The sequence below is a fragment of the Senegalimassilia faecalis genome (genome assembly GCF_004135645.1).
Taxonomy (GTDB): Bacteria; Actinomycetota; Coriobacteriia; order Coriobacteriales; family Eggerthellaceae; genus Senegalimassilia; species Senegalimassilia faecalis.
Genome location: NZ_SDPW01000001.1, coordinates 56,567 through 74,794, shown reverse-complemented (window position 1 = coordinate 74,794; position 18,228 = coordinate 56,567). Strand labels below are relative to the sequence as shown.

The following is an 18,228-nucleotide window of genomic DNA, read 5'->3' as shown; positions in this document are numbered from 1 at the left end:
GAACTCGCTTTATGGGCCACCGGATGTCTCCGAGCTACGTTTCGCCTTATAGCAGGTGCGTTTGAATCCTGCTTCACTTTAGGGGTTTCCTCCGCAGGTACAACTGGATTCGCGGACGATTCGTAGCGTCGAGCGAGATGTCGGCACCTTATTAATAGCGCGAAGCGCGTCACATATTTACTAAAGGCCGAATAACCCCCAGCAACCAAGAAGAGCTCCCAGGTGGGAGCTCTTCTTGTAAGGAGTATGTGTTGCGGGAACCCACTTAGGCCATCATGACCTGAGCGCACAGGAGGATGCCGCCGAACACCAGCGTGAACACCACGATGGGCCACACGAACTTCAACCACTTCGAGTACTTCATGTCCAACATGGTCAACGTTGCCAGCACCAGGCCCGTCGGCGCTAGGTACAGCATGGCGTACTGACCCCACTGATAGGCGCAGACGATGGAGAAGCGGTCGATGCCAACCGTGTCGGCCAGCGGCGCCATGATGGGCATGGCCAGCACGGCCAGGCCGGAGGACGACGGAACCACGAAGCCGAGCAGGAAGAAGATAATCATCATGATAATGATGAACGCCGGACCTGCCATACCCTGAACCGCGTTCGAGGACCAGAACAGCAGCGTGTCGGAAATGAGGCCTTGCTCCATAATCAGGTTGATGCCGCGCGCCAGGCCGATGATCAGCGACACGCCCACCAAGGACGATGCGCCGTCGATGAACGCGTTAACGACGACCTTCTCTTCCGTGCCCGAGATGAACATGATGATGATGGAGATGGCCAGGAACATGGCGGCCATCTGCGGGAACCACCAGCCCAGGTTCATAACGCCGTACACCATCAGTACGAATGCAGCGATGAACAGCACGAGGATGACCTTCTTGCGCAGGCTGAAGCCTTCCGCATGGGCCGCTGCCGTCTCGCCGCGCTCGACGCTGAACAGCTTCGCGAAATGCTCGCGGTCCTCATAGGTGTAAGAGAACTCGGGGTTCGCCTTGATCTTCTTGCAGTACCAGTACAGGTACGAGATCACCACGATGGCACCGACGATGCAGCCGGCCACGCGCCATTCGAAGCCCTCCATGAAGTTGATGCCTGCGGCATTCGAGGCGATAACCACCGAGAACGGATTGATGGTGGAGAACGTGGTGCCCATGGAACCGGCAAGGAAGATAGCGCCCACGCACACGATGGAGTCATAGCCGAGCGCTAAGAACACCGGCACTAAGATGGGATAGAACGCCACGGCCTCTTCTTCAAGGCCGCACGACGTGCCGCCGAGCACCATGAGCAAGGAAACCAGGAACACCAGCAGGAACTCGCGGCCCTTCGTCTTCTTCGTCAGCGCCATAAGGCCCGATTCGAAGGCTCCCGTGGCGTTCACCACGCCGATTAAGCCGCCGAGCACCAGGATGAACACCATGATGTCCACTCCGTCGATGGTGCCCGACACCATGGCCTGCGTGATGTCGGCGATGCCCTTCGGCTGAGCATCAAGCTGCTCGTACGTGCCGGGGATGGAGATGGCCTTCGTGATGGCGCCGCCCGTGAACTGCTCGATGTCGATCTTCACGCCCAGCTGATCAAGCTCGTCTTGCGTGGCGGGCACCTCGCTGATGTCGCCTTGCGGGCTGGTGATGGACAGCGTGTTCGAATCGGCTACGTATTGAAGCTTGGCGTATTGGCCAGCCGGTACGAACCAGGTCGCAATGACGGCGATGATGGTCAGCGCGAACAGGATCGTAAACGCAGTCGGGAAACTGAGCTTCTTTTTCTTCTTCTGCTTCTTGTCCTTCTTATCGGTGGGCACGCCTATGGGTTCGGCGGCAGCGGCCTCCGTTGACATACGCACTCCCCTTTCCTTGAGCGCTTCCGGTTTGCGCGACCGGAATGGTCCTTTTCGCCGGCGGCCTTCGCGCTTAGCTCGCTTTGGCTACGGCGTACAAATGACTACCCGCTTGGCTCGGGCGAGATGCATTTTGGCGAGGTTTAGCGGTTCAAAGCTAGAAGAAAAGCGGGTATATATAGGGGTATAAACCGGGTATATATGCAATTGAACAGGTGTTTTGCAGTTGCAAAATGATGAGCGTATACTAATCGAAAACCCAAACGTGTCGCGAAAAGGGGAAGCGAAGCGCTATGGATTCAAGCCTAATTTTGTTCTATTACTCCATCGTCATGCAAGTGTGCGCCATCCTAACGGCCGCAAGCTGCTTGGCGGCGTACCTGGTGTCGCGCAACAAGGTGCAGCTGTACAGCTTCGTCGGCTTCTTCATGTACTACATCGACTGCATGCTGGTGTTCCGCGACGACTACGTAATGGCGTCGCAAACAGCAGCTGCGCACGAAGGGTTCTATATTGGCGACCCCGTTTCGTCCATAGTGTTCGGATGCGCCTTTTTAAGCGCGTTCTGGCTTGTGGTATGCGAATACATAGAGCAAGATTCGAAGGTCATGCGCTTTGCTCCGGCGGTGCTGTTCATCGTCGCCAGCCTGACCGTGACGCTTTTAATGCCGCAAAGCTATTTTCATATGTTCGTTTTCTATTCGCTGCGCGAGGTGTTCATGGCATGGATGCTCATCTACAGCGCCTATCGCTACGTCACCATGCATCATCAGCAACAACACGTGCGCCTCAAACGGTTCAAGCGTTTCTACGTGGCCCTGTGGTTTTTGGTGCTGGCCACCGTTGCGGAAAACGTGGTGTTCCTGCTGATTGTGAACCCCGGCACCGTGGATGCAGACCTGCCGTTTTTCCCCGAGCGAAATTTCGCGGAGAACCTGCTGGCGCTCACGTGCGCGTTCATCGCGTTCCGCAACTCGCTGAAGTACCTATCGATGCGCCACATCGACCCGCCGAAGAAAGGCGGACAGCACGTGGAGGCGTTCATCGAGCAGAACCTGGTGGAATACGCCGCTTCCCGGCGCCTCTCGCCACGCGAAACCGAGATTCTGCGTCTGATTCTGCTGGGCAAAGACAACCAGAACATCGCAACAGAGCTGTCGCTGGCACCCGGAACGGTGAAGGTGCACGTGCACCATATCCTGCAGAAAACGCAAATGGCGAACAGGCAGAAGCTTATCCAAGACTATTGGAATTACGTGTAGCGAAGCGCGTCCCCTTACCAGCTTTACTTGTAGTCGGCGGGGTTTTTGGCTGAGGTGCCGGTGGTGTTGCCGGCGTTGCGTAGTTCGTGACCGAAGCGCACGGCCGATTCGCCGAAGCGGTCTTTTACCAGGTCGGTGGCCGTAAGCAGACCGCGTCGTTTCTTGCTGTCCTTCACGCGCGGCGCCGCATCCGAGCTGTTCGGCGCCACATCCGCCACGTCAAACAGCGTTCCCTGCTCGCCCGCCACGCCGTCGAAGCCGCCAACCGACACGCCGACAAGGCGCACGGCCATGCCGGGTTCCCACAGCTCGTCAAGCATGTTGCACAGCAGAGGCGCGAACGAAAGCTCGTCATCGGTGGGATTTTGCAGCCGGCGCTGCACCGAGCGATTCGAGCGATCGGCATAGCGAAGCCGCAACCCAATGGTAATGCCCGCAAGCCCCTTGCCGCGCAGGCGCCGTCCCACCTTCGCCGCCTGCGAATTGATAGCGGCCTCGATGTCCGCTCGCTGCGTTAAATCGTTCGCGAACGTCACCTCGTTCGACACCGACTTCACCGGGGCGCCCTGCTCAACGGGCGCATCGTCTAAGCCGCAGGCGCGCACGTACATGGTGCGGCCGTTCTTGCCGAACAGCCGCTCAAGGCGCGGCTGCCCTTCAAGCACCAGCTGCCCAAGCGTTTCGATGCCGCGATGGCGCAGCTTCTCCTCGGTAGCTTTGCCGATGCCGCTCATCACGCGGATGGGCAGCGGATCGAGAAACTGCCGCTCGGTTCCGGGGTACACCACCGTCAGCCCGCGCGGCTTGTCCATGTCGGAGGCGATCTTCGCCACCGTCTTCGACGTGCCCACGCCCACCGAGCACGTGACGCCAAGGGCCTCGACGCGCTGCTGGATGCGCAGGGCAACCAAAACCGGGTGCTCGCGATTCACGCGCGTGGGCGTGACGTCCAGAAACGCCTCGTCGATGCTGACCTGCTGCACGTGCGGGGTCTCGTCGCGCAAGATAGCCATAACCTGGTTGCTGACTTCCTTGTACCGATCATAGCGCCCAGGGGCCCAGATGGCATGCGGGCACAGCTTGCACGCCTGCGAAGCGGGCATGGCGGAGTGCACACCAAACTTACGCGCCTCGTAAGACGCCGTCGACACCACGCCGTGCTTTTCAGCGTCGCCGCCCACGATGACGGGCTTGCCGCGCCAAGCCGGGTGGTCAAGCTGTTCGACCGAAGCAAAGAACGCGTCAAGGTCCACCAGCAAAATTGCCGGACCGTCCCACGCCGCCAGGGTGCCGTCGATATGTTCGCCGCGTTCGTTGTTCATACGCAGAAGTCTAGCATGCGCGGCAAAACGCTGCAGCGCGAACCGGTCCTTGGTGCGCGGCGAATTCCGCGAAGCTTGCATGCGTGTGATAGCATGGTTCTTCGACTAAAATGAGCCCGCTGCGCCCAGCCCGAAGAAAGGAGGCACGTTGGAAAAGCACATGGGAAACCTGCGCGCTACCGGATACGGAGCCGTTGCCCCCGCGCTTGACGCGCCGCCCGTTCTTCCGTGCGGAGACGCCGCGAAGGCCATCGACTGGTTCGACTTCTCGCAAACGCTCAACCCGCTGGGCACGCCCGCATCGTTCGCGAACGCCATGCACCGCATCTCGCACTCGAACGTCACGCCCACGCAAGAGCGTGCGGCGCGGGTGCAAACGCCCAGCTTGCTGGCGCGCCTGTATGGCGTGGCGACGGAAAACGTTGCCGTAGGCGCTTCGGCCACCGACGTGCTGACGGCGGTGGCGAACGCGTTCGAGCCGCGCAACGTCGCCGTGCCCGTGCCCTCGCGCGCCACGTACGAGCAGTGTCTGGGGTCTGCGGGGCATCGCATCGTGGAGATCCCCAGTCCCGACGGGTTCATCGTGCCCGACCCGGCCATGGCCCACCGGCTGGGCATGCCGTTCAACGCCGCCATGCTGGCGAACCCGGCGTTTCCCACCAGCCGCCTGCTGGCGCGCCAAACGCTGCTTGATTACCTTGACGCCTGCGATTGGGTAATCGTGGACGAGCGCGGCATCGACCTGACGCTGGGCGGCGAGTCGATGGTGGGGCTTTTGCGTGAGCATTCGAACCTTATCATCATCCGCTCGCTTACCGACGCGTTCTCGCTGCCGGGCCTGCCGCTTTCCTGCGCGCTTGCGCATCCGGCCGTGGCGCAACTTATTTCGCTTGCCGTGGCGAAACCCACGTCGGCAACGCTTTCCGCCGAATTGGCGAAGCTGGCCGCCAGCGAGCATCACCTTGACGTCACGCGCGAGCTGCTAGACACCGAGATCCCCTGGATGCAGTGCATGCTGAGCCTGGTACCCGGCATCAGCATCTTCCCCGCCGAGGCGAACTTCGTCATGTGCGCGTACCGGCCTGGCGCCACCATGCGCCTTGGAGCAGCCGATGCGCCCGACCTGGTGCGGCAGCTGCAAGCGCGCGGTTTTCTGGTGCGCACGCTCGATCGCACGCCAGGCGTAGAACCGGGCACGCACTTCTGCGTGTCTGTACGCACCCGCCCCGAGAACGAGCGATTCGTAGCCGTGCTACGCGAGATTGTCATGAGGTAGTTGGCGGCACAAGCAAGGCGGGCTTCAACAACAGCCACCGCCACGCAAAAGCGCCCCTGGCCAGCAAAATTACTGACGAGGGGCGCTTTTTTCTCTTCGTGGCGCAAACGCTATTCGATGCCCTTGACCTCGTAACCGGCGTCCACCACGGCCGCGGTCAGCACGTCGTCGGCAACGTCGGCCGTCAGCTTGGCGACGGCCGTGCCGGCGTCGAGGTCCACCACGGCCTCGGATACGCCCTCGACGCCCTCAAGCGCCTTCTTCACGTGTGCAACGCAGTGCTGGCACATCATACCTTCGACGGTAAGTTTCTTCTCCATGATGATCTCCTGCTCCGCGGGTTCCCCCGCATCGGTTCCAACCGTATCAAGCTCGGGCGCGCTTGCGTCCGCAACTGCTTCGTTATGCTGCGCTTCCTTGCGCTTGGCCAGCACTTGCTGCGCCGCCTGCGTAGTAAACGCGGGCTTCCAGCCGCGCAGACGCAGGGCGTTCGACACCACGCACACGCTTGAGCAGCTCATAGCCGCCGCAGCGATCATGGGGTTCAGCGTGAAGCCGGCGAAGCTGAACAGGCCAGCCGCAACGGGGATGCACACCGTGTTGTAGATAAGCGCCCAGAACAGGTTCTGCTTGATGTTGCGCAGCGTGGAGCGCGACAGCTGGATGGCGGCCGGCACGTCAAGCACGTCCGAGCGCATAAGCACCACGTCGCCGCTGTCGATGGCGATATCGGTGCCGGCGCCGATGGCGATGCCCACGTCGGCGCGAGCGAGCGCCGGCGCGTCGTTGATGCCGTCGCCCACCATGGCAACGCGGCCCTGCGCGGACAGGTGTCGAACCTCGCGCTCCTTGCCTTCGGGCAGCACGCCGGCGATAACCTCGTCGACGCCGACGCTGGCCCCGATGGCGCGGGCTGTGCGCTCGTTGTCGCCGGTGAGCATGACGGTGCGGATGCCCATGGCCGAAAGCTCGGCGATAGCGGCGGCGCTCGTGGACTTCACGGTGTCGGCAACGGCGATCATGCCCAGCGCGCGGCCAGCAGAAGCGAAGTACAGCGGCGTTTTCCCTTTATCGGCAAGCTGGTGCGCACGCGATTCGAACGCGGAAACATCGATGCCGTGCTGTCCCATGAGCTGGGCGTTTCCCGCAAGCGCGGCCGCGCCGCCCACAGTGGCGCGCACGCCGCCGCCCGGCACCTGCTCGAAGGCGTCGACCGGTTGAAGCTGTGCACCGGCACCATCGGCCCACGCCACAACCGCTTGCGCCAGCGGATGCTCGCTGCGCTGCTCGACAGAGCGCGCAAGGCTGGCCAGTGCAGACGCATCGACGCCAGCTGCACACACCACGTCGGTGACCGCAGGCTTGCCCGTGGTCAGGGTGCCCGTCTTGTCGAACACTACCGTTTTCACGTCGTGCGCCACCTCAAGCGCCTCGGCCGACTTGATAAGGATGCCGCTGGTGGCGCCGCGGCCCGTGCCCACCATGATGGCCGTAGGCGTGGCCAGGCCCAGCGCGCACGGGCAGCTGATGACCAGCACGGAAATGGCATGCGTCAGCGCCGTGGACACGTCGCCGGACAACGCCATCCACAAGATGAACGCAGCCACGGCGATGCAGATGACCACCGGCACGAACACGCCGGCGATCTTGTCGGCGATCTTCTCGATGGGCGCCTTCGTGGACGTGGCCTCGTCGACAAGGCGGATGATGCCGGCAAGCGTGGTGTCGGCGCCCACGCGGTCGGCGCGCATGGCGAACCACCCGGTGGTGTTCACCGTAGCACCCGTGACCGTATCACCGGGGCGCTTGCCCACCGGCACGCTTTCGCCCGTGATGACCGACTCGTCCACCACGCCTTCGCCTTCAAGCACCACGCCGTCGACGGGCACGCCTTCGCCCGCCTTCACCACCAGCACGTCGCCCACGCGCACCTGTTCAACGGGCACGCGCTGCTCGGAACCGTCCGACCCGCGGCGCGTGGCCTCTTTCGGCGTCAGATCCATCAGCTTCGTGATGGCGTCGGTGGTTTTGCCCTTCGCGCGCGCCTCGAAGTACTTGCCCAGCGTGATGAGCGTCAAGATCATGGCCGCCGACTCGAAATACAAGTCCATGGCCGCCGCATGCGCGAAGTCGACATCGCCGTGCCCCATGCCCCAGCCGATGCGGTAGATGGCCGCGATGCCGTAGATGGTGGACGCCGCCGAGCCCAGCGCGATGAGCGAGTCCATGTTCGGCGCCCCGTGCGCCAGCGTTTTGAAGCCCACGCGGAAGAACTTGAAGTTCACGAAGATGACGGGCAGCAGCAATAAGAACTGCGTGAACGCGAACGTGAGCATGTTCTCATGGCCCAAGAAGATGTCGGGCAGCGGCCAGCCCATCATGTGCCCCATGGACAGGTAGAACAGCGGGATGGTGAAGCAGAAGCTGACGATGAGGCGCACCTTCACGCGCTTTGCCTCGGCAGCCGCATCGTTGACGGGCCGCGCGGCGTGCGCCGCCGCACCAGCTTGGCCAGGCTCGGGCCGCAAGAACGCGCCGTAGCCGGCATTTTCCACAGCTGCCGAAATGGCCGCCGCCACGGCATCGCTGCCGTCGTATTCCACTTCCATGCTGTTTTTCAACAAGTTCACGGCCACACCGTCGACGCCCGCAACGCCGGCCGTGGCCTTCTCCACGCGCGACGAGCAGGCGGCACACGTCATGCCCGTCACGTCAAACGTACGTTTCATCGCACCCTTCCTTTTGCCCTAGCGAGCGAATTTCTTGATGAGCTGCATGGCCTCGTCGATGATTTCGGTGTTGCCCTGCTCGATCTGCTCGACGACGCACGTTTCCAGATGGTTTTGCAGCAAGATGGCCGAAATGCTGTGCACGGCGCTTTCGGCAGCGGAAAGCTGCATAAGCACGTCCCCGCAGTAGCGGTTGTCGTCGATCATGGATTTCAGGCCGTTGAGCTGGCCGATTACGCGGTTCAGGCGCTTTTGCAGGTCGTCTTGCATCTGCTGGCTGCGTGGCGTTGCCTTGTGATGGCAGCAGCACGATTTCTGCGGTGCCGATGCCGCTTTCGCCGATTCGCCCATGAGCTCACCTACTTTCGATATACCCCCACGGGGCATCATTTGAACGGTAGTTAGTATATACCCCCATGGGGTACTGTCAAGCACTTGTTATCTATGGGTAACGGTTGTGGGAAGGTTTACAGGGGAAGAAATTCCTTTATCGCTCGAGAGCAATCGCGAAAAGCTAAAAAGGCTGGCGAACACCGTTCGCCAGCCTTCGAGAGCAGGGTTGCCCAAGGGCGCAAGTCGCAAGTGGGCGCGCTAAAGCGCAATACCCGAAACGCGCCGCTTCGCTTACATGCGAGCGCTACAGGATGTCGCCGCGCACGCTGAACGTGGTCACCGACAGCGGGATACCCTTGCCGCTGCGCGCCAGCGCGTTGCGCGCCGCCATCTCAAGGCCGCCGCAGCACGGCACCTCCATGCGGCACACGGTGATGGAGCGAATGTCGTTCGACTCGATGATGGCTTGCAGCTTCTCGGAGTAGTCGACGCCGTCAAGCTTCGGGCAGCCGATGACGCACGTGCGCCCGCGCATGAAATCGCGATGGAAATCGCCGTACGCGAACGCCGTGCAATCGGCGGCGATAAGCAGGTCGGCGCCGTTGAAATACGGTGCGCGCACGGGCACCAGCTTGATTTCCAGCGGCCACGACGAGATTTCGGACGGGCGCGCGGGACCGTCGGTTGCCTCAGGCGCATCATGCTCAATCGATTGCGCTCGCGTGCCGGGGCATCCTGACGCCTGGCCAGCAGGACGCAGCACCTGCATGCGCGAACCGGGGCAACCGCCGGCCGCAGGAGCCGGCGCCGCAGCTTTCGCCTTGTTCGCCAGCACGGCGGCCTCATCGTAAGCCGCTGCTTCGCGCTCCACAAACGTGATGGCGCCCGTGGGGCACGCAGGCAGGCAATCGCCCAGGCCATCGCAGTAATCGTCGCGCATAAGGCGCGCCTTGCCGTCCACCAGGCCGATAGCACCCTCGTGGCACGCCTTCACGCAGATGCCGCATCCGTTGCACGCGGCTTCGTCGATATGGATAACACGTCGAATCATGGTAACCCCCGCTGTCTTTGCGCGCTCGGCCGGTACCTCTCGTACGCCATGCCGAACGCTGTTCAATCATTGACGTAACCCTATCAAACGAGCGACACACGAAATGTTCCAATTCCCACAAAATTGAAGCTGCTCAGAATCGCCACATTCGCCAGCCAAACGAACGTCGAAAGCTACGAAACGGCGCCAAGTATCGCAAAAGCCCGAATGCCGCAGCCCTGTCACCGGCCGAGCATTCCAAGCAATAGGCATGCGCATGCGCCGCACCCCATACCGACACATGCCCCGCGCCTCTTCCACATACGTACGCGCCGAAACCGCAAAAGTCAAATTTGTTCCACGAACATGCTCAACCCCCTTGACAGCACGCATACCGTTTCTATACTTATGAACAGTTGCTCATATGTTTAGCTATGAAGAGCAAGGAGCAGACATGACCGAAAGCACCACCATCGACCAAGCACCTGCAGCGCAACCTTCGCAACCGGAAGACGCGTGCCCCTGCGGCTGCAACCGCGAGGCTTCGCAGCAGCTGTTCGACACCATGCCGGACGAAGAGCTGCTCTACGACTTGGCCGACCTGTTCAAAGTGTTCGCCGACACCACGCGCATCAAAATCCTGTTCGCGCTCATGAACCACGAAATGCCCGTCGGCGAGCTGGCCGAGGCCATCGGCGCCACGCAGTCGGCCGTGTCGCACCAGTTGCGCCAACTCAAGCAGGCGCACCTGGTGAAATTCCAGCGCGACGGCAAGTCCATCATCTACTCCCTGTCCGACGACCACGTGTACACCATGCTGGCCCAAGGCATGACCCATATCTGCGAATAGCCGGGCACATCGCCCGCAACCATTCGGCACAACCGCAAGCAAAGAAAGGAACCATCATGCGCAAGACGTTCAAACTCGACGAGCTGGACTGCGCCAACTGCGGCGCGAAAATCGAGGCGGAAATCAAGAAGATCGACGGCGTGAACGATGCGAAGGTGACGTTCATGACGCAGAAGCTCATGATCGACGCCGATGACGCGCGCTTCGAGCAGATCCTCGACGAAGCGCAGAAAGCCGCGCACAAGTACGAGCCGGACTGCGACATCGTCCGCTAGAACAAAAGAAGCGGCCCGCTACCACGGAACCGCTCCATAAGTGAAACCACTTCAGAAAGATACCCGAACCATGAACAAAAAGCAACGCAGATGGCGCAAGCGCATCATCATAGCGCTCGTGTTGTTCGCCATCATCTTCGCCGCCGAGCACCTGCTGCCGCTTGAAGCGTGGCTGGGACGCGCGAACAGCGTCTACCTGTTGTTCGTGCTGTACCTGGTGCCCTACCTTATCGCCGGCCACGACGTGCTGCTGCGCGCGGCAACGAACATCAAAACCGGCGAGGTGTTCGACGAGAACCTCCTCATGGCCGTGGCCACCATCGGCGCGTTCGCCATGATCGCGTTCCCCGACGCGGAACCTTCTATGGCCGAAGGCTGCGCCGTCATGCTGTTTTACCAGGTCGGCGAGCTGTTCCAAAGCTACGCCGTCGGCAAATCGCGCAAGGACATCGCCGCAATGATGGACATTGCCCCCGATTGCGCGAACGTAGAGCGCGACGGCGAACTGTGCGAGGTCGACCCCAACGATGTTGCCATGGGCAGCGTCATCGTGGTGAAGCCCGGCGAGCGCGTGCCCATCGACGGCATCATCGAGGAAGGCGAAAGCCAGCTTGACACCGCCGCTCTGACGGGCGAATCGGTGCCGCGCCACGTGGAGGCGGGCGCCGAGGTTATCTCGGGTTGCGTGAACATGACGGGCGTGCTGCGCGTGCGCACCACGAAGCCGTTCGGCGAATCCACCGTCAGCCGCATCCTCGAGCTGGTGGAAAACGCCGCCGAGAAGAAAGCGAAAACCGAGAACTTCATCACGCGCTTCGCGCGCTACTACACCCCCACCGTCACGGGCTTGGCCGCGCTCATCGCCGTGGTGCCGCCGCTTGTGGGCATGGGCGCCTGGAGCGACTGGATTTTCCGCGGCCTGACGTTTTTGGTGGTCAGCTGCCCGTGTGCCCTGGTCATCAGCGTGCCGCTGAGTTTCTTCGGCGGCATCGGCGGCGCCAGCAAGCTGGGCGTGCTGGTGAAAGGGTCGAACTACCTGGAAGCGTTGGCGAAAGTTGACACCGTCGTGTTCGACAAGACGGGCACGCTTACGAACGGCTCGTTTAACGTGGTGGCGGTTCACGCGGAAAACGACGTGGACCCCGACGAGCTGCTTGCGTTCGCCGCGCACGCCGAATCGTACTCCGACCATCCCATCGCCGTGTCGGTGAAGCAGGCATACAGTGGGCAGATCGACCAGGCGCGCATCTCGGAGGTGCGCGAAGAGGCCGGCCGCGGCGTTGCCGCCATCGTCGACGAGCGCGAGGTGCTCGTGGGCAACGACAAGCTTATGGCGGCCCACGGCGCAAGCTTTACGGATTGCGAGCTGGTGGGCACCATCCTGCACGTGGCCATCGACGGCGCCTACGCCGGCCACATCGTCATCGCCGATGTGGTGAAGCCCGACGCGGCCGAAACCATCGAGCGGCTGCATGCAGCAGGCGTGCGCAAGACGGTCATGCTCACGGGCGACCGCGCTGAGGTGGCGCAAGCCGTTACCGAAGAGCTGGGCATCGACGAGTTCCACGCGCAGCTGCTGCCCGCCGACAAGGTCGAGCAGGTCGAGCGTCTGCTGGCCGCGCAAACCGACGGCGCGAATCTGGCATTCGTGGGCGACGGCATCAACGACGCGCCCGTACTCACGCGCGCCGACGTGGGCATCGCCATGGGAGCCATGGGGTCGGACGCGGCCATCGAAGCCGCCGACGTGGTGCTGATGGACGACAAGCCGTCGAACATCTCGCGCGCCATCCGCCTGGCACGGCGCACCATGCGCATCGTGTGGCAGAACATCGTGTTCGCGCTGGGCGTTAAGTTCGTAGTGCTGGTGCTGGCGGCCGTAGGCATCGCGAACATGTGGCTTGCAGTGTTCGCCGACGTGGGCGTGGCCATCCTAGCCATCCTCAACGCCATGCGCTGTATGAACGTGAACTCGCTGAAGAAGTAGACAGCCAACTTATGGAAAGCCTGTCCCGCACGGGGCGGGCTTTTCTCATCTTCGCTAGAATAGAATGCCGAAATTTCAAGCGAAGGGATGGCGCATGGCCGACAACACGCAAGCACAAACGAACGAAACCGCAGCTGAGGCGGCCAACGACCCCGTTTTCCAACAGGAGCAGGCGCACCTGTTGGACACGTACGCCAAGCTGAAGGCCATGGCGAAAACGCTGGCCGAGAAGATGGAGCGCCGGCGCTGGCAAGCCGCGCAGGATAAAGACGACATGCAAGAAGAGGTGAAGCACAACTTCGCCAGCGACGGCGAGGCGCAGGAAACCTACGTCGACTATGCGGTGCTGAACAACCTCATCCGCGACTACAACCTGGAGCAGGACGCCGACAGCGAGCGCTTGGCCGCGGCAGCCAAGCTGCTGGAGCAGCCCTATTTCGCGAAGATCAGCCTGGAGATGCGCCCGGGCGCACCGGCGAAGGACATCTACATCGGGCTTGCCGGCGTTGCCGACGACAATTACCGCCGCATGGTGGTTGACTGGCGCAGCCCCGTGGCCGAGGTGTACTACAACCAGGAAAACGGCGCCACGTCGTATGTGGCCAACGGCCGCACCATCAACGTGAACCTGCTGACGCGCCGCCAGTTCGACCTGGAGCGCGACCAGCTGCACGCCTACTTCGACTCCGACGTGGCCATCGAAGACTCGCTGCTTCTGCAGTCGCTTTCGGCGCAGCGCTCCGAGCACATGAAGGCCATCACGGCCACCATCCAAAAAGAGCAGAACCTCATCATCCGCCACAAGGACGTGCCGGCGCTTCTGGTAGCGGGCATCGCCGGCAGCGGCAAAACCAGCGTGCTGCTGCAGCGCATCGCCTACCTGTTCTACCGCAACCGCGGCGATCTGGACCCGCGCCAGGTGTTCCTGATCAGCCCGAACCCCGTGTTCGCGAAATACATCGAGAACGTGCTGCCCGACCTGGGAGAGCGCAACCCCGAAACCATCACGTACCGCGAGTTCGCCGCGCGTCTGCTGCCCGCCGGGCGCAACCCGAAGGCCGAAGCGTGTCCGCTGGAGCTTTTGTGGCGCATCGACGACGCCGTGGAGCACCTGACGTTCGAGCCGAACGATTTCCGCGACATCACGTTCTACGGAACGCGCCTGGTAGCAGGCGCGGCCATCATGCAGCTGATGCAGAAGTACCCCAACGTACCGGCCGGCCCGCACCTGGTGACGCTGGTGCGCGAAGAGCTGTTCCGTCGCCTGGACGCGCGCCTGAAGCAGATGGCTGCCACCGAGGCGGTGCAGGACGAGCTGTTGTGTCTGTCGCTTGACGAGCAAGTGCGCCTGTTCAACGCCCCGTTCGACCCGCAAACCGAGCAAGAGGCCCGCGATTGCGCGCTTACGTACCTGCAGGAACGCTTCTCCGGCGCCGTGCTGGCCATCGAGCGCGACGAGTGGCTGCGCCTCGACCGCATCGGCATGCGCCTTCTGGGCGTGGAGAACCTGCCGGCAAGCGCATGGCTGTACCTGAACATGGCCGTCACGGGCATGGGCAATCCCGATGCACGCTACGTCATGATCGACGAGGTGCAGGATTACACGCCCGACCAGCTTGCCGTCATGGCCCGCTTCTTCCGCCGGGCTCACTTCATGCTGCTGGGCGACCCGCACCAGGCCATCCGCCCCGAAACAGCCAGCTACGAGCAAATTCGCGCCGTGTTCCGCCGCCTGCGCGGTTCCATCGAGGAATGCCAGCTGCTGACCAGCTACCGCTCCACCCCCGAGATCACCGCGCTGTTCGCCGGCCTTCTGCCCGAAAACGAGCGCATGAGCATCTCGGCCGTGCAGCGCGCCGACACCCCGCCGGCGCTTATCGCCTGCCCCACGCAGGATGATTACGAGCGCGAACTGCGCGCCGCCATCGTAAGCGCGCGTGAAAACGACGGGTTGACGGCCGTGGTGGTTCCCTGGAAGCACGAGCTGAAGAAGTTGGCACGCCTGCTGGGCGACGACATGCCGCGTATCATCGACGAAGGCCAGCGTCTGCCGGCATCTGGTGTGCTGGCGCTAACGTTGCCGCTGGCGAAGGGCCTGGAATTCGACCACGTCATCGTGCCCGACGCCGGGCCGGGGCTGTTCCCCGCCGACGACCACGTGGCGCAAAACCGCCTGTACACCACCATCAGCCGCGCAACGCGCACCATCACGCTGCTGGCAAACGGCAGCTTCACGCCGCTGCTTGATTTCGCGAACTAGGAGAGCCATGTCCCGCAACGCACCTTCGACCACGCGCCGCACGCTGCACTACTATTGGCAGGTCACGCGCAAGCATCTGGGGTTGTTCGCGGCCTTGATGGCGTCCACGTTTCTGTTCGTGGCACTGCTTTCGTATGGCAACCCCTATGTGATGAGCTTGGTGGTTGATCGCGTAAGCGAGGGAAGCATCACCTCCGACCAGGTGTTTTCCACGTACGGTCCCTACATTGTGGCGCTTATCGCCATCAATTTGGTGGGCCAGGCAGCCAGCAAGCTGCAGGATTACACCATGTACAAGCTGGAAATCGCCGCGGCGTACGATTTGGCCACCATGAGCTTCGACGCGCTGTGCAACCAGTCCATGAGCTTCCATTCCAACCGCTTCGGCGGCACGCTGGTCAGCCAAACCAGCAAGTTCATGAGCGCCTACCAGCAGCTGCTTGAAACCATCACGTTCCCGTTTTTACCCGTAGTGTGCTCCGTCATCTTCACGTGCGCCATCCTGGCGCCGCGCGTGCCGCTGTACGTAGTCATCCTTATGGTGCTGCTGGCCATCTACGCGTGCGTGTCGTACTACATGTACAAGCGCATCCTTTCGTTGAACGAGAAAGCGGCCAGCGCGCAAAACCAGCTGTCAGGCGAGCTGTCCGATTCGGTGGCGAACATCCTGGCGGTGAAAACATCGGGGCGCGAAGACTACGAGCGCGCGCTGTTCGACCAGGCCAACCGCAACGTGGTGGAACGCGACAGCAAGCGCATGTGGGCAAGCCTAACGCGCGGCATCATCACGGCGGCCATCACCGTGGTCATCATGAGCGTGGTTGCCGTGTTCATTGCCGGCGGCAACGCGTGGTTCGGCATCACGCCCGGTACGCTGGTGATGATGTTCACGTACACGTACACTGCGACGAACCAGTTCAACTTCATCAACAACGGCCTGCAGCGCTTCAACCGCGCGTTCGGCGACGCGTCCGGCATGACGGCAACGCTCGACGAGCCGCGCCTGGTGGCCGACAAGCCCGGCGCGCCCGCCATGGTGGTGCGCGAAGGCACCATCGATTTTCAAAACATCGGCTTCTATTACACCGATGGCAACGTGAAAACTCCGGTTTTCGATGATTTCAACCTGCATATTCCCGCAGGTCAACGCGTTGGTTTGGTCGGCTTGAGTGGAGCGGGGAAAACAACGCTCACGAAGCTGTTGCTGCGCCTGTCCGACATCCAGGACGGCCGCATCTTGATCGATGGCCAAAACGTGGCCGATTGCACGCAGCAAAGCCTGCGCCGCTCCATCGCCTACGTGCCTCAAGAGGCGCTGCTGTTCCACCGCACCATCGCCGAGAACATCTCGTACGGCCGCCCCGACGCCACCATGGAGCAGATTCGCGAGGCGGCGCGTCAGGCAAACGCGCTGGAGTTCATCGAGAACCTGCCGCAAGGGTTCGAAACCATCACGGGCGAGCGCGGCGTGAAACTTTCCGGCGGGCAGCGTCAGCGCGTGGCCATCGCCCGCGCGCTGCTGGCAGACTGCCCCGTGCTGGTGCTTGACGAGGCAACCAGCGCGCTTGACTCCGAAAGCGAAGCGCTGGTGCAAGACGCGCTGAAAACGCTCATGCGCGGACGCACGTGCATCGTGGTGGCGCATCGTCTGTCCACGGTTGCCAGCCTCGACCGCATCGTGGTGCTCGACCACGGCAAAGTGGTCGAAGACGGCCCGCACGCCGAACTCATCAAAGTCGGTGGCGAGTACGCCCACCTCTGGGACCGCCAAACCGGCGCCTATCTAGAGTAAGGTATAAAGTCAAAAAACAGCTTCACCAGCGGAGATGAGCCCAAAACATAGGGCCGAGCGAAAGCTCGGCCCGGATAAAAGAGCGCGAAGCGCAACACCAACTTCTCCCGCGCGCTCGCGTTCGGCAAACGCTATCGATTCTCGATGCTGCCGATATTCTTCAGCTCGATCTGAATCAGCCCGTTCGGCGTGCTTTTGAACTCGATGAGTTCGGTGTTGTGGCTGTATTCGGCCGGGAACGTCAACACGATGCCCGTGTCGGTAACGATCTTGTGGTTGCGGCTGACGCGTTTGGCCACGTCGCGCTCCATGTAGACGCGCTCCCCCAGCTGCTCGTCGGCTGCAGCCTGCTCGAAACGACGGCGCGGTCCTTCGTCATCGAACACTTCGTCCACGAACTCGTCGAACGGCACCTCGTCAGAATCGTCGGCATTTTCGGCCAGGTACGCCTTTGCACGACCCATGGCCACCGCCGAGTTCACGCCGAATTCCTCGGCAACCTCTTCCACAAGCCCCATGGTGGTATCGAACAGCTCTTTGCTGGACGCCTCGTTCGAACACTGAAGCAGCCCATCGGGAATAAGCCAGCGTTCCTCGCCTGCAATCTCGCGCGGCTTATCCACGAACTGCACGGCCATGGTACGAGCGTTCACCAGGGCAAACGAGGCGATCTTCTGCGAAGGGTTCGGCAAAATGGCGTGGTGACGCTCGATGTTGTTGCGCGTGGCACCGTCTTCGCCATGTCCCACCTCGTGCATGAACGCGGGCTTGCTTTCAAGCAGCAGCAACCCGAAGTAGTGCTCGCTGCGCGCATTGTACGCCGCAGCCTCCGCGGCGGCAGTAGCGGCAGCAATCTCCTCTTCGGTGGCATCATCGGGAATGGGAGGCATGGCCGGCGGCTTTTCCTGGTCCTCGAAGTCGACCACCAGCAAGTCGCACGAGGCGGGATTCTCCATACGCCCCAGCTCTTCGGACATGAACTGGGCCACCTGCACCGACAAGTCCACGAACGTGCGCTCGCCCTTGAAATACGCCGTCAACTCGGCAGCGAACCCGCTATCGGCGAAAAACTCGCCACGTCGGTTGTCCATGCCGCCAAGCGCATGACGTGCAATACGCATCACGTACGACTTCACGTTCTTGTTCGTCAGGTCAAGCTCATCTTCGGAGAACACGTTCACGCACGACACGAAGTCGAACACGTGCAAAATGGCATGGTTAATCTTGAACATCGACTTACTTGCAACCTTTCACCTGGTA

At 62.0% G+C, this 18,228-nt stretch carries 13 protein-coding genes; 7 read left to right on the top strand and 6 right to left on the bottom strand.

The features are described 5' to 3' along the window. Positions 1-265 precede the first annotated feature (265 nt). Positions 266-1,852 carry a YfcC family protein gene (locus ET524_RS00310; protein ID WP_129422842.1) on the bottom strand — a complete coding sequence of 529 codons (1,587 nt, stop codon included), beginning with the start codon at positions 1,850-1,852 and terminating at the stop codon, positions 266-268. A gap of 293 nt (positions 1,853-2,145) precedes the next feature. Between ET524_RS00310 and ET524_RS00305 the strand changes: the two genes are divergently transcribed. After that, on the top strand, positions 2,146-3,114 hold the full coding sequence (locus tag ET524_RS00305) for a helix-turn-helix transcriptional regulator (protein ID WP_129422841.1): 969 nt from the start codon (positions 2,146-2,148) through the stop codon (positions 3,112-3,114). Positions 3,115-3,137: 23 nt separating this feature from the next. On the opposite strand, the gene dinB is transcribed toward ET524_RS00305, so the two are convergent. After that, positions 3,138-4,436 (bottom strand): DNA polymerase IV, encoded by a 1,299-nt coding sequence (dinB, locus tag ET524_RS00300; protein ID WP_129422840.1) that lies wholly within the window; start codon positions 4,434-4,436, stop codon positions 3,138-3,140. A gap of 148 nt (positions 4,437-4,584) precedes the next feature. On the opposite strand from dinB, the gene ET524_RS00295 reads away from it, so the two are divergent. Next, positions 4,585-5,712 carry an aminotransferase class I/II-fold pyridoxal phosphate-dependent enzyme gene (locus ET524_RS00295; RefSeq protein ID WP_129422839.1) on the top strand — a complete coding sequence of 376 codons (1,128 nt, stop codon included), beginning with the start codon at positions 4,585-4,587 and terminating at the stop codon, positions 5,710-5,712. A gap of 110 nt (positions 5,713-5,822) precedes the next feature. On the opposite strand, the gene ET524_RS00290 is transcribed toward ET524_RS00295, so the two are convergent. The 3 genes from ET524_RS00290 to ET524_RS00280 all read right to left on the bottom strand — a co-directional run bounded on the left by ET524_RS00290 (position 5,823) and on the right by ET524_RS00280 (position 9,825). Continuing rightward, on the bottom strand, positions 5,823-8,441 hold the full coding sequence (locus tag ET524_RS00290; RefSeq protein ID WP_129422838.1) for a heavy metal translocating P-type ATPase: 2,619 nt from the start codon (positions 8,439-8,441) through the stop codon (positions 5,823-5,825). Positions 8,442-8,459: 18 nt separating this feature from the next. Next, positions 8,460-8,792 carry a metal-sensing transcriptional repressor gene (locus ET524_RS00285; protein WP_129422837.1) on the bottom strand — a complete coding sequence of 111 codons (333 nt, stop codon included), beginning with the start codon at positions 8,790-8,792 and terminating at the stop codon, positions 8,460-8,462. A 286-nt stretch (positions 8,793-9,078) separates the two neighbouring features. Then, complete coding sequence (locus ET524_RS00280) at positions 9,079-9,825, bottom strand: ATP-binding protein (protein ID WP_129422836.1); 747 nt, start codon at positions 9,823-9,825, stop codon at positions 9,079-9,081. A 544-nt stretch (positions 9,826-10,369) separates the two neighbouring features. Here ET524_RS00280 and ET524_RS00275 point away from each other — a divergent pair. The 5 genes from ET524_RS00275 (at position 10,370) to ET524_RS00255 (ending at position 16,968) form a co-directional block, all read left to right on the top strand. After that, complete coding sequence (locus tag ET524_RS00275) at positions 10,370-10,654, top strand: ArsR/SmtB family transcription factor (protein ID WP_236648315.1); 285 nt, start codon at positions 10,370-10,372, stop codon at positions 10,652-10,654. A 56-nt stretch (positions 10,655-10,710) separates the two neighbouring features. Next, a complete protein-coding gene (locus ET524_RS00270) occupies positions 10,711-10,929 on the top strand; it encodes a cation transporter (RefSeq protein WP_129422834.1) in 219 nt (72 codons plus the stop codon). A 70-nt stretch (positions 10,930-10,999) separates the two neighbouring features. Beyond that, the gene (locus tag ET524_RS00265; protein WP_129422833.1) at positions 11,000-12,916 is read left to right on the top strand and encodes a heavy metal translocating P-type ATPase; all 1,917 of its coding nucleotides are present in this window, start codon (positions 11,000-11,002) and stop codon (positions 12,914-12,916) included. Positions 12,917-13,010: 94 nt separating this feature from the next. Next, a complete protein-coding gene (locus tag ET524_RS00260; RefSeq protein ID WP_129422832.1) occupies positions 13,011-15,176 on the top strand; it encodes a HelD family protein in 2,166 nt (721 codons plus the stop codon). A 7-nt stretch (positions 15,177-15,183) separates the two neighbouring features. Continuing rightward, complete coding sequence (locus ET524_RS00255) at positions 15,184-16,968, top strand: ABC transporter ATP-binding protein (protein ID WP_129422831.1); 1,785 nt, start codon at positions 15,184-15,186, stop codon at positions 16,966-16,968. A 131-nt stretch (positions 16,969-17,099) separates the two neighbouring features. Here ET524_RS00255 and ET524_RS00250 read toward each other — a convergent pair whose 3' ends face one another. Then, positions 17,100-18,200: a nucleoid-associated protein gene (locus tag ET524_RS00250; RefSeq protein ID WP_129422830.1), complete on the bottom strand. Its 1,101-nt coding sequence runs from the start codon at positions 18,198-18,200 to the stop codon at positions 17,100-17,102. Positions 18,201-18,228: the final 28 nt, after the last annotated feature.

Bases quoted from the DNA above. Each gene is read 5' to 3' on its own strand.
- ET524_RS00250 (WP_129422830.1), bottom strand. From the start codon at position 18,200: ATGTTCAAGATTAACCATGCCATTTTGCACGTGTTCGACTTCGTGTCG.
- ET524_RS00285 (WP_129422837.1), bottom strand. From the start codon at position 8,792: ATGGGCGAATCGGCGAAAGCGGCATCGGCACCGCAGAAATCGTGCTGC.
- ET524_RS00290 (WP_129422838.1), bottom strand. From the start codon at position 8,441: ATGAAACGTACGTTTGACGTGACGGGCATGACGTGTGCCGCCTGCTCG.
- dinB (WP_129422840.1), bottom strand. From the start codon at position 4,436: ATGAACAACGAACGCGGCGAACATATCGACGGCACCCTGGCGGCGTGG.
- ET524_RS00305 (WP_129422841.1), top strand. From the start codon at position 2,146: ATGGATTCAAGCCTAATTTTGTTCTATTACTCCATCGTCATGCAAGTG.
- ET524_RS00275 (WP_236648315.1), top strand. From the start codon at position 10,370: ATGCCGGACGAAGAGCTGCTCTACGACTTGGCCGACCTGTTCAAAGTG.
- ET524_RS00255 (WP_129422831.1), top strand. From the start codon at position 15,184: ATGTCCCGCAACGCACCTTCGACCACGCGCCGCACGCTGCACTACTAT.
- ET524_RS00310 (WP_129422842.1), bottom strand. From the start codon at position 1,852: ATGTCAACGGAGGCCGCTGCCGCCGAACCCATAGGCGTGCCCACCGAT.
- ET524_RS00270 (WP_129422834.1), top strand. From the start codon at position 10,711: ATGCGCAAGACGTTCAAACTCGACGAGCTGGACTGCGCCAACTGCGGC.
- ET524_RS00280 (WP_129422836.1), bottom strand. From the start codon at position 9,825: ATGATTCGACGTGTTATCCATATCGACGAAGCCGCGTGCAACGGATGC.
- ET524_RS00265 (WP_129422833.1), top strand. From the start codon at position 11,000: ATGAACAAAAAGCAACGCAGATGGCGCAAGCGCATCATCATAGCGCTC.
- ET524_RS00260 (WP_129422832.1), top strand. From the start codon at position 13,011: ATGGCCGACAACACGCAAGCACAAACGAACGAAACCGCAGCTGAGGCG.